The sequence below is a fragment of the Actinoplanes nipponensis genome, assembly GCF_016862275.1.
In the GTDB taxonomy this organism is placed as follows: Bacteria; Actinomycetota; Actinomycetes; order Mycobacteriales; family Micromonosporaceae; genus Actinoplanes; species Actinoplanes nipponensis.
Genome location: NZ_BOMQ01000077.1, coordinates 25,052 through 39,348, shown reverse-complemented (window position 1 = coordinate 39,348; position 14,297 = coordinate 25,052). Strand labels below are relative to the sequence as shown.

12 protein-coding genes are annotated in these 14,297 nt (G+C 74.2%); 9 read left to right on the top strand and 3 right to left on the bottom strand.

Going from position 1 to position 14,297, the window contains the following annotated elements:
* The first annotated feature begins 2 nt into the window (after positions 1 to 2).
* Together Ani05nite_RS32245 and Ani05nite_RS32240 are read left to right on the top strand one after the other, a co-directional pair.
* Positions 3 to 620, top strand: coding sequence for an HAD family hydrolase (locus Ani05nite_RS32245; RefSeq protein ID WP_203774655.1), 618 nt, complete (start codon positions 3 to 5; stop codon positions 618 to 620).
* Positions 621 to 688: 68 nt separating this feature from the next.
* On the top strand, positions 689 to 1,324 hold the full coding sequence (locus Ani05nite_RS32240) for a DNA-directed RNA polymerase subunit beta family protein (protein WP_203774653.1): 636 nt from the start codon (positions 689 to 691) through the stop codon (positions 1,322 to 1,324).
* 48 nt (positions 1,325 to 1,372) lie between these two features.
* Here Ani05nite_RS32240 and Ani05nite_RS32235 read toward each other — a convergent pair whose 3' ends face one another.
* Positions 1,373 to 1,828 (bottom strand): DinB family protein, encoded by a 456-nt coding sequence (locus tag Ani05nite_RS32235; RefSeq protein ID WP_203774798.1) that lies wholly within the window; start codon positions 1,826 to 1,828, stop codon positions 1,373 to 1,375.
* A 103-nt stretch (positions 1,829 to 1,931) separates the two neighbouring features.
* Positions 1,932 to 3,623, bottom strand: coding sequence for an alkaline phosphatase D family protein (locus Ani05nite_RS32230; RefSeq protein WP_203774651.1), 1,692 nt, complete (start codon positions 3,621 to 3,623; stop codon positions 1,932 to 1,934).
* A 155-nt stretch (positions 3,624 to 3,778) separates the two neighbouring features.
* On the opposite strand from Ani05nite_RS32230, the gene ftsY reads away from it, so the two are divergent.
* The 7 genes from ftsY (at position 3,779) to Ani05nite_RS32195 (ending at position 13,704) form a co-directional block, all read left to right on the top strand.
* A complete protein-coding gene (gene ftsY / locus Ani05nite_RS32225; RefSeq protein ID WP_203774650.1) occupies positions 3,779 to 4,927 on the top strand; it encodes a signal recognition particle-docking protein FtsY in 1,149 nt (382 codons plus the stop codon).
* A 51-nt stretch (positions 4,928 to 4,978) separates the two neighbouring features.
* A complete protein-coding gene (locus Ani05nite_RS32220) occupies positions 4,979 to 5,779 on the top strand; it encodes a phosphotransferase (protein WP_203774648.1) in 801 nt (266 codons plus the stop codon).
* A gap of 203 nt (positions 5,780 to 5,982) precedes the next feature.
* Positions 5,983 to 7,362, top strand: coding sequence for an ammonium transporter (locus Ani05nite_RS32215; protein WP_275410674.1), 1,380 nt, complete (start codon positions 5,983 to 5,985; stop codon positions 7,360 to 7,362).
* A 33-nt stretch (positions 7,363 to 7,395) separates the two neighbouring features.
* The gene (locus tag Ani05nite_RS32210; RefSeq protein WP_199752384.1) at positions 7,396 to 7,734 is read left to right on the top strand and encodes a P-II family nitrogen regulator; all 339 of its coding nucleotides are present in this window, start codon (positions 7,396 to 7,398) and stop codon (positions 7,732 to 7,734) included.
* 20 nt (positions 7,735 to 7,754) lie between these two features.
* Complete coding sequence (locus Ani05nite_RS32205; protein ID WP_203774796.1) at positions 7,755 to 10,010, top strand: [protein-PII] uridylyltransferase; 2,256 nt, start codon at positions 7,755 to 7,757, stop codon at positions 10,008 to 10,010.
* Between the two features lie 77 nt (positions 10,011 to 10,087).
* Complete coding sequence (locus Ani05nite_RS32200) at positions 10,088 to 12,589, top strand: glycosyltransferase (protein WP_203774646.1); 2,502 nt, start codon at positions 10,088 to 10,090, stop codon at positions 12,587 to 12,589.
* Between the two features lie 77 nt (positions 12,590 to 12,666).
* Positions 12,667 to 13,704: a class I SAM-dependent methyltransferase gene (locus Ani05nite_RS32195; RefSeq protein ID WP_203774644.1), complete on the top strand. Its 1,038-nt coding sequence runs from the start codon at positions 12,667 to 12,669 to the stop codon at positions 13,702 to 13,704.
* Positions 13,705 to 13,789: 85 nt separating this feature from the next.
* On the opposite strand, the gene Ani05nite_RS32190 is transcribed toward Ani05nite_RS32195, so the two are convergent.
* Complete coding sequence (locus Ani05nite_RS32190; RefSeq protein WP_239130848.1) at positions 13,790 to 14,278, bottom strand: CAP domain-containing protein; 489 nt, start codon at positions 14,276 to 14,278, stop codon at positions 13,790 to 13,792.
* Between the last annotated feature and the right edge of the window lie 19 nt (positions 14,279 to 14,297).

Here is a 14,297-nt window from a genome sequence, read left to right as displayed (position 1 = left end):
TCATGCTCCGCCAACCCGCCCGGGCCATGCTCATCGACCTGGACGGCGTGCTGCGCCGCTGGGACCCGGCGGTGCCGGCGGCGGTGGAGAACGCGTACGGGCTGGAACCGGGCGCCCTGATCGGCACCGCGATGTCCTGGGACCTGCTGCGCCCGGCGGTGGCCGGCGAGATCACGGACGCCGAGTGGATGCAGCTCGTGGCCCGGCGACTGCCCCTGCCGGAGGCCGACGCGCAGACGGCGGTGGCCGAATGGCAGCAGCACCGCGGCGTCGTCGACCCCGAGGTGCTGGCCTTCGTCCGCGACGTGCGCGCGGCCGGCCGCCCGGTGGGGCTGGCGACCAACGCGACCGACCTGCTCCGCGGTGACCTGGACGCGCTCGGCCTGACCGGCGAGTTCGACGCGGTGGTCAGCTCGTGGGAGCTGAAGGTGCACAAGCCGGCCCCGGAGTTCTTCGAGCGGGCCTGCGCCGCGCTGCACGAGGAACCGCCGTGGGTGCTGTTCGTGGACGACGACGACCGCGCGGTGCGGGGCGCCCGCGTGGCGCAGCTGCCCTCGTTGCGGTGGAGCGGCCCGCAGGACCTGCCGTATCTGCGCAAGGCCCTGGCGCTGCCGGCCTGACCGGGCTCCATCGGCGGACGGGTCCCGGCGCGGCGACGTAGGCTGGCCGCGGCTGAGAGAGGATCTCCATGCGTGGCACGCTGCTCGGGGCGATGACGCTCGCGCTCGCCCTGCCGGGCTGCTCCGCGGGCTCCCCGGACGCCGCCGGGGTGCCGACGGCGACGCCGCCCGCGCGATCCGGCGCGACGGCCGAGCTCGGGGGCGCGCCGCCGCCGCCCGGCGCGCTGGACGGCAAGCGGCAGGTGTTCTTCCTGCCCCGGCTCGACGACACCGAACTGCCCGACTCGGTGCTGGCGGTGACCGCGGCCGGCCGGGTCCAGGTCACCGACGACTACGCCGAGCGGGCGTTGTTCGTGCCGGTGCCCAAGGCCCGCGGCGCGAAGGAGCGCCTCATCAAGACCGGCGCCCTGCGCGCCGGCGGCGAACCGTTCTGCCTCCAGGTGCGCGGCCAGGGCCCGGGCCCGCTCACCGTGGTCACGGCGGCGTGCGACGCGGGCGAGCCGGCGCAGCTGTTCACCTTCGAGGCGGTCGGCGAGGACGGCGAGGGGCGCATGACCTACCTCGTGCGGAACCGGGACGCCGTCCTGCAGTGGCATCCGATGGGGGAGTCCGGGCTGCTGGCCGAGAAGCTGGGTGACTCCCCGATGCGGACCACCTTCTCGCTGCAGGACCAGGGCGCGGCCGCGCTGCCCGCCGCCGGCTGACCCCGCCCGCGGGCCGCCCCGGACCGCCCCGGAGCCACCCCGTGCGGGTCAGTCGCCGGTGGCGCCGTCGATGCGCTCGCGGAGCAGGTCGGCGTGCCCGTTGTGCCGCGCGTACTCCTCGATCATGTGCAGATAGACCCACCGTAGGCTGATCGCCGGCCGCCGCTCGGTGGCGAACTCGTGCTCCAGCGACAACCCGGCCACCGCCGCCCGGGCCGCCTCGATCTCGGCCAGGAACGTGGCGTGGTCGGCCGCCGCGTCCGCCCCGTCCACGTCGTCGAAGTCGCCGTCCTCGTTCGTCTCCGAGCAGTAGATCGGCTCCAGCTGCTCGCCGGCGGCGTGGATGCGGAACCAGCCGCGCTCCACCTCGGCCATGTGCCGCAGCAGCCCGAGCAGCGACAGGGTCGACGGCTCGACGGAGCGGAGCTTGAGCTGCTCGGCGGTCAGGCCGGCGCACTTCAGCACCAGCGTCTGGCGGTGCAGGTCGAGCCAGCCCTCGAGCATGGCCCGTTCGTCGCCGGTGTGGGGTTCGGGGACGCGGTGCGCCTCGGGAGCTCTCCAGGAATTCACGGGCACATCATGCCCCGCCCCTGTGACACTTTCCGGCTCACGCGTCCCGCAGGCGTACGTCCGCGACCGTGGTCAGCTCGCCGTCCCGGGTCGTTCCCTCGACCCGTACGTCGGCCCGCGCGCCCTCGTGCCGCAGCGTGCTCACCGCGTTGCCGAAGTACGGCCCGGCCAGCCGCCGCCAGCCCACCGACGGCCGCTGCACCCCGGCGCTGCGGGCCACCCCGCGCACGCCCCGGGCCGCCAGCCGCGACCAGCTGAAGCGCATCAGCGGCCGCAGCACCGCCGGCACCTGGTTGTGGATCGGCGAGCAGGTGAGCTGGTGCACCGGGGTCGTGACGGCGGGCCCCAGGTCGGCGCGGGCCACGTACGAGTGGTGCACGTCGCCGGACAGCACGCTGATCGAGGCCGGTGCGGCGTACGCCCCGCCGGCGCCGACGCGGTGGCCGGGCGCCTCCGGGCCGCCCTCGCCGAGGCGGCGGAACAGCTCGGTGAGCGCGTCGAACGAGCGGGTGAACGCCGCCCAGTGCTCCAGGTCGAAGGCCCGCCGGACGCGTTCCGCCAGGGCCGCGCGCCGGGCCCCGGCCGAGTCGGCGAGCCGCTCGTTCCAGGCCTCGAGGTGGTGGATGGCCGGCGGCATCAGCCACGGCAGCGAGGAGCCGACCACCAGGTGGTCGTAGTCGCCGTGCGCCTGGTCGACGAACCAGCCCCATTCGGCCGCGGGCAGCATCTCCCGCCGGCCCGGGGTCAGCACCCGGTTGCAGCGGTTGTCCAGCATGATCAGCCGGGTGCGGCCGAGGTCCAGCGCGAAGCTCCACTGGTACGGCCGGTCGGTGTTCTCCGCCGAGGACGGCTTGTCGACCGAGAGGCCGAAGTCGTGCAGCAGCGACGTGCCGTCCTCGACCGCGGTGAGCTTGGCCAGCAGCGGGTCGGCCCGCAGCTCGTCCGGGCTCAGGTTGCCCAGGTGCTGGTAGACCCAGTACGAGGCCAGCCCGCTGGCGATCCGCTCGGACCACCACTGCTGGCCCGACATGTCCCGGCGCCAGGACGCCGAGGTGTTCCAGTCGTCGATGATCTCGTGGTCGTCGAAGATCATCACGCTCGGCACGGTGGACAGCAGCCAGCGCACCTCCGGATCGCGCCAGCTCTCCAGGTAGAGCTTGGTGTACTCGTCGAAGGAGACGACCTCGTGCGCCGGGGCGTCGTGGCCGGCCGGGCGGCGGCGGCGCAGGAAGCGGCGGACCTTGGCCGAGGTCTTGTCGGCGTACACCTGGTCGCCGAGCAACACCACCAGGTCGGGGCGCAGGTCGCCGGAGCTGGGGTCGGTCATCAACCGCCGGGCGTACGCGTCCAGCGCGTCCGGCGGCAGCTTGCGCCCGGTGGCCTGCTGGGTGGCCTCCCGGCAGGAGCCGAAGATCATGCTCACCGGCTGGCCGGCGTCCTCGGCCGCGCGGGTGACGATCAGGCTCGGCGGGTACGGCGACCCCGGTTGCGGCCACACCTGCCCGTCGTCCAGCCACACCTGGTACTCGTGGGCCGTGCCGGGGACCAGCCCCTCGACGATCACGATCGCGTAGTGGTGCCCGTACGTGCAGAAGGTGGGCGCGGCGCCGGCGCCGCCGCCGGAGACCTCGACCCGCACCTCGGCGGGCGCGGTCGTCTCCACCCAGATCGTCGCCCGGTCGCCCACCACCCGGCGCAGCACGGGGCCGATCAGCAGATGGGCGGTCAACGGAGCTCCGCGGGGCGCGACATGCTGCCCATCCTCCCCGAGCGGCCGGGCGTTCCGCCAGCGTGCGTTGCGAGACGGCAAGATCACCCGGCGTGGCGGCGGCCGCGGGGGCGGGTGGCACCACGGGCCCGCGGGACATCTGTCAGGATTTCGGAATGGAATACGTGGTCGCCTCCCTGATCCTGCTGGCGGTGCTGGTGGTCGGGGCCATCGGTCTGGTCGTGCCCCGGCTCCGCCGGCGTGAGCTGCCGCCGCCCACCGGCGGATCCACCACCACGCTCGAGCGTCCCCCGGCCGAGGTCGCGGAGCCGACGCTCCCGACCCTGCCCGACGAGCTGCCCCCGCTGGTGCAGGCGCCGACGATCGAGCGGCCCGAGCCGACCGCCGGTCGCCTGGTGCGGCTGCGGGCCCGGCTCAGCCGCTCGCAGAGCCTGCTCGGCAAGGGCCTGCTCAGCGTGCTCTCCCGCGATCACCTCGACGAGGACGCCTGGGAGGAGATCGAGGACAGCCTGATCTCCGCCGACGTCGGCGTCGAGGCCACCCAGGCGCTGGTCGCGCGGTTGCGCGAGCGGGTCCGGGTGCTGGGCACCCGGACCGTGGCCGAGGTGCGCGAGCAGCTCGCCGAGGAGCTCGTCGCCGCGCTGGAGCCCGGGATGGACCGCAGCCTGCGCACGGCGCCGCACGACGGCCGCCCGGCGGTCGTGCTGGTGGTCGGGGTCAACGGCGCCGGCAAGACCACCACCTGCGGCAAGGTCGCCCGGGTGCTGATCGCCGACGGCCGTACGGTGCTGCTGGGCGCGGCCGACACCTTCCGGGCCGCGGCCGCCGAGCAGCTGGCCACCTGGGGCGAGCGGGTCGGCGCCGAGACCGTCCGCGGCCCCGAGGGCGGCGACCCGGCGAGTGTGGCGTTCGACGCGGTCCGGCGCGGCATCGACACCGGCGTCGACACGGTGCTGATCGACACCGCCGGCCGCCTGCAGAACAAGGTCGGCCTCATGGACGAGCTGGGCAAGGTCAAGCGGGTGGTGGAGAAGCACGGCCCGGTCGACGAGACGCTGCTCATCCTGGACGCCACCACCGGCCAGAACGGTCTGGAGCAGGCCCGGGTGTTCACCGACGTGGTGGACGTCACGGGCGTGGTGCTGACCAAGCTGGACGGCACCGCGAAGGGCGGCATCGTCATCGCCGTGCAGAACAAGCTGGGCATCCCGGTCAAGCTGGTGGGTCTGGGCGAGGGCCCGGACGACCTGGCGCCGTTCGAGCCCGCCGCCTTCGTCGAGGCCCTGCTTGGCACCGACGCGTAGTCTCGGGGGCGGCAGGCCCGCACCGCTGGGCACTTCTAGGGGAGGTCGTGGGTGACGCAGGAACGCGACCTTCGCGAGATCCCGCTCCACGGCGGCAACGTCAGCACGGTCTCCAAGGTCGGTGACACTGTCCGGCGCAACGCCGGCCCGTGGACCCCGGCCGTGCACGCGCTGCTCAACCACCTGCAGCGGGTCGGCTTCACCGGCTCGCCGCACGCCCTGGGCATGGACGACCGCGGCCGCGAGGTGCTGTCGTACCTGGACGGCGAGTGCGGCGAGTACCCACTCGCGCCGCACTGGACGACCGAGGAGGCGCTGGTCACGGTGGCCACGATGCTGCGCATGTTCCACGACGCGCAGTACGGCTTCCAGCCTCCGCCCGGCGCGGTCTGGCGCTCGTTCGGCCCGCCGCCGCCGGACACCGAGGTGATCTGCCACCACGACGCCGCCCCGCACAACGTGGTCTGGCGCCCGGACGGCACGCTGGCCCTGATCGACTTCGACCTGGCGTCCCCGGGCGCCCGGATCTACGACGTGGCGTACGCGGCGTGGACCTGGGTGCCGCTGTTCAGCGACCGGGATTCGTACACGCTGGGCTGGAAGCGACCGAACCGGCCCCGCCGGCTGCGGCTGTTCGCCGACGCGTACGGGCTGATCCCGCGCGACCGGCACCGGCTGGTCCGCACCATTCGCAAGCGGATCGTGGACCACGTGGAGGGCATCCGGCGGATGGCCGCCGCGGGTGATCCGGCGTTCGTCCGGATCGTGCACAAGGGCCACCTGCGCCGCCCGATGCGGGACCTGCGGCTGCTTGATTACGAGCGGCACACCCTGGAGTACGCCCTCCGCTGAGCGGTATTGCCCCAGTTCAGCGCGCTTCGTTCCGGCGGCTGTGAGAGTTTCTTCACACGTACGAAACAACCCGTCACGCGCCGGAAACCGCGCGTAGACCGTGCGCGAAACAGCGGAACGAAAGGCTTCCGCCCGAACCGGCCAGGTGGCGACGTTGCCGCGTGGGCCGTGTGGGAGGACACCTTTATCCGAGAGGAGGCAGCGTGGAGATCAACACCGGCAATACCGCCTGGTTGCTCCTGTCGTCTGCGCTCGTTCTGCTTATGACTCCGGGCCTGGCGCTGTTCTACGGTGGCCTCAACCGGTCCAAGGGCGTACTGAACATGATGATGATGAGCTTCTCGTGCATCGGGCTCATCTCCGTTCTGTGGGTCGTCTACGGCTTCACCCTGGCGTTCGGCACCAACGACAGCGCCGGCCTGAACAACGTGATCGGCAGCTTCAGCCAGTACTTCGGCACCGGCACCTCGGGCATCTCCGAGGAGTGGCTGTTCCTGGGGGCCGGCACGGGCATCCCCACGTACGCCTTCATGGTCTTCCAGATGATGTTCGCCATCATCACGGTCGCGCTGATCAGCGGCGCGGTCTCCGACCGGATGAAGTTCGGCGGCTGGGTCATCTTCGCGCTGGCCTGGTTCACCCTGGTCTACGTCCCGGTCGCGCACTGGGTCTGGGGTGGCGGCTGGATCGGCGGCAAGCTGCACGCGCTCGACTTCGCCGGTGGCACGGCGGTGCACATCAACGCCGGCGCCGCCGCGCTCGGCCTGATCCTGGTGCTCGGCAAGCGGGCCGGCTGGCCGCGGGAGAGCTTCAAGCCGCACAACGTGCCGTTCGTCGCCCTCGGCGCCGGCCTGCTGTGGTTCGGCTGGTTCGGCTTCAACGCCGGCTCCGAGCTGACCGTGGACGGCACCACCGTCTTCGCCTTCATCAACACCCAGGTCGCCACGGCCGCCGCCCTGCTGGGCTGGGTCGTCGTGGAATGGATCCGCGACGGCAAGCCGACCCTGGTCGGCGCCTCCTCCGGCGCGGTCGCCGGCCTGGTGGCCATCACCCCGGCCTGCGGCTTCGTCGCGCCGCTGCCCGCCGTGGTCATCGGCCTCATCGCCGGCGCCGTCTGCGCGCTGGCCGTGGGCCTGAAGTACAAGCTGGGCTACGACGACTCGCTCGACGTGGTCGGCGTGCACTTCGTCGGCGGCTGGATCGGCTCGCTCTCGCTCGGCTTCTTCGCCACCTCGCAGGTCAACGCGGCCATCAACGGCGACCCGGGGCTGGGCGCCAGCGAGGGCCTCTTCTACGGCGGCGGCCTGGCCCAGCTCGGCCGGCAGTTCGTCGGCAGCGCGGCGGTCACCGTCTACTCGCTGGTGATCGCGGCGCTCATCGCCTTCGTCATCAAGGCGGCCAAGGGCCTGCGGGTCAGCGACGAGGCCGAGATCACCGGCATCGACGTCGCCGAGCACGCCGAGAGCGCCTACGACACCTCGCCCTCCACGGGCTCGGCCGGCGCGTTCGCGATGGCCGGGATCACGCCCTCGGGCAGCAGCGCTGACGGGAAGCCTTCCGTCAGCGAAAAGGTCGCCGGTTAAGTTTCCCAGATGGCTGCGATGGAGGGATTGAGCATGAAGCTGGTGACCGCGGTCATCAAGCCGTACCAGCTCGACGCGGTGAAGGAGGCTCTGCACGCGCTCGGCGTGGCGGGCCTGACCGTGAGCGAGGTACAGGGCTACGGACGGCAGAAGGGCCACACCGAGGTGTACCGGGGCGCCGAGTACACGGTGGAGTTCCTACCCAAGATCAAGGTCGAGGTGCTGACCGACGAGATCGACGTCGAGAAGGTCGTCGACGCCGTCGTCACCTCGGCCCGGACCGGCAAGATCGGTGACGGCAAGGTCTGGGTGACGTCCGTCGAGGACGTCGTCCGGGTCCGGACCGGCGAGCGCGGGCTCGACGCGCTCTGATGGTCTGACGAGTGAACTACATGGTCAGCGAGCCGTCGGCGCCACCCCAGGTGCCGTCCGGCGGCTCGCCGTCCGTGCTCCGCGAACACCTCGGCGCTGCCGCCCGGTCCGGCCGGGCGGCGGCGCTCGACGCGTGGCTGGCCGGGATGTTCCCCGGCCACCTGTCCGGCGTCAGCCTCGTCGCCGTGGGCGGCCTGGGCTGGCGCGACTGCGCCCCGCACAGCGACCTCGACCTGGTGCTGCTGCACAACGGCACGGCCGGCATCGACCGGATCGCCGCCGCGCTCTGGTACCCCATCTGGGACGCGCGGCTGGGCCTCGACCACTCCGTGCGTACCCTGCCCGAGGCGCTGTCGGTCGCCCACGACGACGTCAAGGTCTCGCTCGGCCTGCTCGACGCCCGGCACATCGCCGGTGACGCCGCCCTCTCCGCCGAGCTGATCGCCGCCACCTCCGACCAGTGGCGCCGCACCGCCGTACGCCTGCTGCCGCAGCTGCGCGAGCTCACCGCCGCCCGCTGGGCCACCCACGGCGAGCTGGCCTTCCTGCTCGAGGGCGACCTCAAGGAGGCGGCCGGCGGCCTGCGCGACCTCACCATCCTGCGCGGCATCGGCCGGGCCGGCGTCGCCGACACGATGCGCCCCGCCGTCCGCGCCGCCAACCTGCGGCTGCTCGACACCCGCGACGCCCTGCACCTGGCCGTCGGCCGCCGGGTGGACCGGCTGGTCGCCCAGGAACGGGCCGCCGTGGCCGAGCTGCTGGAGGTCGACGACGGCGACGCGCTGCTGCGCCGGGTGGCCGGCGACGCCCGGATCATCGCGCACGCCCTGGACGACGCCTGGCGGGCCGCCGACCGGCTGCGCAACGGCCGCCGCCGGGGTGCGCCGGCCGGGGCCCCGGTGCGCCGCCCGGTGGCCCGCGACGTGGTCGAGCAGGACGGCGAGCTGGTGCTCGCCCGTACCGCCATCGGGCCGGTGCCCGATCCCAGCCTGTCCCTGCGGGTCGCGGCCGCGGCCGCGACGGTCCGGCTGCCGATCGCCCGGGCCACCTGCGAGTGGCTGGCCGCCTTCTGCCCGCCGCTGCCGACGCCGTGGCCGCCCGCCGCCCGGGCCGCGCTGGTCTCGCTGCTCGGCTCCGGCCCGGGGCTGCTGCCGGCCTGGGAGGCCTGCGACCGGTACGGCCTGATCGACGCATGGCTGCCGGAGTGGGCCCGGCTGCGCAGCCTGCCGCAGCACCACCCGATCCACCGCTTCACCCTGGACCGCCACCTGGTCCAGGCCGCGTACGAGGCCAGCGCCTACACCCGCGAGGTGGACCGCCCCGACCTGCTGCTGATCGGCGCGTTCCTGCACGACGTCGGCAAGGGCCTGCCCGGCGACCACAGCCTGGTCGGCGCCCCGATCGCCGCCGAGATCGCCACCCGGATCGGCCTGCCGCCCGCGGAGGTCGCCACCGTGGAGAAGCTGGTCCGGCTGCACCTGTTGCTCCCCGACGTCGCGACCCGCCGCGACCTCAGCGATCCGGTCACCATCACCACCGTCGCGGAGGCCGTCGGCGACGCCGCCACCCTGGACCTGCTGCACGCGCTGGCCCGCGCCGACTCGCACGCCACCGGCCCGGCCGCCTGGTCGGACTGGAAGGGCCGGCTGATCGCCGAGCTGGTCCGCCGCGTGCACACCGCCCTGGACACCGGCGCGCTGCCCGAGCCGCCCGAGCCCGACCCGCAGCTGCTGGAGGGTGAGCTGCCCGCCGTACACCTGGACGGGGACCTGGTCGCGGTGGCTGCGGCCGACCGCCGGGGCCTGCTCGGCTCGGTGGCCGCGTGCCTGGCCATGCACCGCCTCGACGTGATCGGCGCCGACGCGAGCACGGTGGACGGCCGGGCCATCGTCGAGTTCCGCACCCAGCCGCGGTACGGCTCCCCGGCGGACCCGGTGGCCCTGGCCGCCGACCTGCGCCGGGTCGCGGCCGGCGACGTCTCGGTGACCCAGCGGCTGCGGGCCCGGGCGATGTCCAGCCGCGGCGGCGCGGCGCCCCGGGTGGTCTGGCACCGCGCGGCCGCCACCGACGCGGTGGTGCTGGAGCTGCGCGCGGCGGACTCCGCGGGGCTGCTGTTCCGGGTGGCCAGCGCGCTCGACGAGGCCGGCGCCGAGGTGCGCGCGGCCCGCATCTCCACCCTGGGCGGCGACGTGGTGGACGCGTTCTACCTGGTCGGCGCGTGGGCCGAGCCGGCCGAGCGGGAGCGGGTCGAGGCCGCGGTGCTGGCCGCGGTCTGAAGGCCGTCACCTCGATCGGCTCGCCGGCGTTGCGCCTAGCGACATCCAGGGCGTACGCGAATGAGGTCGGTTACCGCATGGGGGAGACACCCGGTCTGCTCGACGACTACCTGAAGGTCGCCCGCTACCACGTCCGGATGGCCCTCCCGCCGACCGCGGTCCGGATCCGCTCGCGCGACGCGCGGCTGCTGCTCGCCCGGTCCGGGCTCGGCGAGTCCGCGGCGTCCTATCCGGACCTGCTCGCCGCGGCCCGGGCCGGCGACGTGCGCTGGCTGCGCAAGCGGCGGCGCAAGGTCCGCCCGGCCGTCCTGGCCGGGCTGGCCCAGACGCTGGCCCAGCAGGACCTGCTGCCCGAGGACCGCACCGACGCGCTGGCCGTGTACGAGCTCATCCGCACCGCCCTGGGCCCGGACGCGCTGCCCGCCGCGCACCAGGGGTTGCACGTCCAGCTGGTCCTGGCCTGGGAGGGCGCGGCGCGGGCCCGGCCGCTGCTGGCGGGGTACCGGCGGATCAGCGACAGCGTGCGGGCGGACCTCGAGCTGGACCTGGCCAACCCGTTCGCCGGGGGCGGGCCGGTGATCGGCTGGCTGACCGCGTTCCGCAAGCTGCTGCCCGGGCCGCCGCTGGCGCTGGAGCACAAGGCCGGGGTGCCGCCGTTCGACCGGCTCACCGTGGCCACCGCGGTGGCGGGCATCGACGAGCCGCAGCGGGTCTCGGTCGTCGTCACCGCCTACCGCCCCGGCGAGGGCCTGATCACGGCGGTCCGCTCGATCCTCGACCAGTCCTGGCGCAACGTCGAGGTGATCATCGTGGACGACGCGTCGCCGCCGGAGTTCGACGCCGTGCTGGCCCGCGCGGTGGCCCTGGGCGGGCGGATCCGGCTGCTCCGGCAGCCGGTCAACCAGGGCACCTACGCGGCCCGCAACGCCGGCCTGGACGTCGCCGAGGGCGAGTTCGTGGCGTTCCAGGACTCCGACGACTGGTCCCACCCGCGCCGGCTCGAGGTGCAGGTCCGGCCGCTGCTGGAGGACCGCGAGCTGGTCGCCACCACCTCCGACGGCCTCGGCGTCTCCGAGGACCTGATGGTCACCCGGCCCGGCGTGCGCCGCAGCCGGTTCAACCCGTCGTCCCTGCTGTTCCGGCGGACCCGGGTGACGGGGCGGCTGGGCTACTTCGACCCGGTCCGCAAGGCCGCGGACTCCGAGTACATCGGACGGATGCAGGCGGTCTTCGGCGGGCGGGCGGTGCGGCACGTCGACTCGCGCCCGCTGGCGCTGATCCGGCTCGCGTCGGGTTCGCTGTCGCGCGCCGAGATCCGGCCGTACTGGATGCACCCGGCGCGGACCGCGTACATGTCGGCGTACCAGCACTGGCATGCGCGGGTGGCGGCGCGGTCGGCCGATCCGCTGCGCCCGCGCGACGGCAGCCGGCGGCCCTTCGCCGTCCCCGACCACCTGCGGCTGGCCCGCGGCGAGGCGGCCGGGCGGCCCGAGTACGACGTGGTGATGGTGGCCGACTGGCGCTTCCTGCAGGGCGCGCAGCAGTCGGGGCTGCAGGAGATCCGGGCGCTGATCGCGCGCGGGCTGCGGGTCGCCGTGATGCAGCTGGAGTCGCTGCGCCCGCCGGCCCGGCGCCGCTGGCCGCTGTGCGCGCCGTTGCAGCGGCTGGTCAACGACGGCCGGGTGGACCAGGTGCTGCCGGACGACGAGAACCGGGCCGAGCTGGTCATCGTGCGGCACGCCGCGGTGCTGCAGTTCCCGCCCGACGACCCGTGCCGGCTGCGGGGCCGCCAGGTGCTGATCGTGGCCGACGAGGCGCCCGGGCGCCTGGACGACGCGGACCGCCGGTACGTGCCCGCCGACTGCTCCCGGGCCGCGCTGCGGATGTTCGGCCCCGAGCCGCTCTGGTGCCCGCAGGACCCGCAGGTCCGGGCCGTGCTGCGCGGCGAGACCGTCGAGCTGACCCCGTACGACCTGCCGGCGGTGGTGGACGGCGAGCGCTGGTCGGCCGGCCGGGCCGGCGCCGGCGCGTGGCCGGCCGTGGTCGGCACCGACCTGGGCGACGAGGCGGTCTGGCCGGGCGACGTGCGGGCGGCGCTGACCGTGTACGACGAGGTGGGCGACCGGGACGTGCGGCTGCGGCTGCCGGACTGGCCGCGTACCGGATACCACCCCGGCGGGGAGCGCTCCCGGCTGGTCTACGACGCGGCCGACCTCGACCTGCGGACCTTCGTCCACCAGCTCGACTTCTACCTGCACTTCCCCAGCCCGGACCGGATCGAGACGTTCTCCCGGCCGGCCCTGGAGGCGGCCGCCGTGGGCTGCGTGGTGGTGATGCCCGAGCGGCACGCGGCGGTCTTCGGCGACGCCGCCGTCTACTGCGGACCGGGCGAGGCCGAGGCGACGATCCAGCGCTACCACGCGGACCGGGAGCTCTACGCCGAGCAGAGCCGCCGGGCCCGGTCCGTGGTGGCCCAGGCGCACCATCCGCAGCTGTTCGTCGACCGGATCGCGGGCATCGTGACCGCGCCGCACCCGGTCGCCCCGGCCCAGCGCGGCGCATTGACGGTGCGACCGTAACGACGGTGTCGCCGCGGGCGTTAGGCGAACGTGGTGACCCGCGCCGGCCCGGCGCGCACGACTCTGGAGGTCCTTCGATGAGCAGCCTGGTCCGGTTCGGCGGTCGGCTGGCGGGGCGGCTGCGCAGCGTGACGCGCCCCCAGGCAGTGGTCCTCATGGTGATCCTGGCGCTGTGCGCCGGGGTCTGGTGGTCGGCCGGCACGGGACACCAGGGCCTGGCGCTGTCGCTGGTGGCCGGGCTGCTGCTCGCCGTGCTGCTGGGCATCCTGCACCTGTCCCGCTGGATCGGCGGGGTGCACCGGGCCAACCAGCACGCGCACCGCGAGATCCGCACGGTCGTCGAGCAGATGCAGCGCCGGGTCGTCGCGACGGTGGAGAAGGAACGGCTCACCGCCGGCGACCGGCACCAGGAACTGACCCGGACCATCACCCGCGGGCTGCGCCAGAGCGGGCACGGCACGGACCTGCTGCTGCGCGCGCAGAGCCGGGAGATCGAGGCCCTCGTCCAGCTCTTCCAGCACTTCACGCCCCGGGCGCCGATGCCGTCCTCGGGCGACTTCGCGCTGAACCCGACCGACCTGCTCGAACTGCTGCACCTGGTCCGGCTGCGCCGGCCCGGCCTGGTGGTGGAGCTGGGCAGCGGCACCTCGACGGTGTGGCTGGCGTACGCGCTGGAGCAGCACGGCGGCAAGCTGGTCTCGCTGGACCACGACGCCGACTACGCGCGGCAGACCCGCACGATGCTCACCGCGCACGGCCTCACCGCCGTGGCCGAGGTCCGCGACGCCCCCCTGCGCGAGCTCACCGCCAACGGCACCGCCTACCAGTGGTACGACGTGGACAAGCTGACCGACCTCACCGGCATCGACCTGCTGCTGGTCGACGGCCCGCCCGCGGCGACCGGGCCGGACGCGCGTTACCCGGCGCTGTCCGTGCTGGCCAAGCGGCTCGCCGGGACGGCCACGGTGGTGCTGGACGACGCGAACCGGCAGGACGAACGGGAGGCCGTCCGCCGGTGGACCGCCGAGGTGCCGGGGCTGACCGAGGAGCAGCGGCTGCTCGGGCGGCACGCGGTGCTGTCGTACTCGCGTACCGGCACGCCGGTCACCGTCTGACCGGCCCACGACGGGAAGCGACCGGCCGGCATGCGGGGGCATGCCGGCCGGTCCGGGGGAGAGGTGGGTCCGGGGCGGGCCGCGATCAGCGGCTGCCGAAGTCCTGGGTGTAGTACGGGTTGCCGTTGGCGGAGAACACGACGCCGACGGCGAACGTCTTGGCGCCGCAGTCGAGCAGGTTGCGGCGGTGGCCCGGGCTCTTCATCCACGCGTTGACGACCTCGGCGGCGCTGCGGTACCCCCAGGCGATGTTCTCGCTGCGGGCGGCGGAGTAGCCGGCGCTGCGGGCCCGGGCGATGAACGTGGAGCCGGCCGAGCCGGTGTGGCTGAACTTGCCGGTCGTGGCCATGTACTTGCTGTGGCCGCGGGCGGCCCAGAGCAGCTGGGCGTTGACCCGCAGGCCCGCGCAGCCGGCCTTGACCCGCTCCTTGTTCGACAGGCTGACGATCTGCGTCTGCAGCGTGGTGAACGACGGGGTGGCGGCCTCGGCCGGGGCGGCGACGGCGAGCGCGCCGAACAGCGCGGCGGGGATCATCGCGAGGGTGGCGAGGCGACGGACCAGGGTCTTCTGCACGGGTCAACCTTTCGAGGAA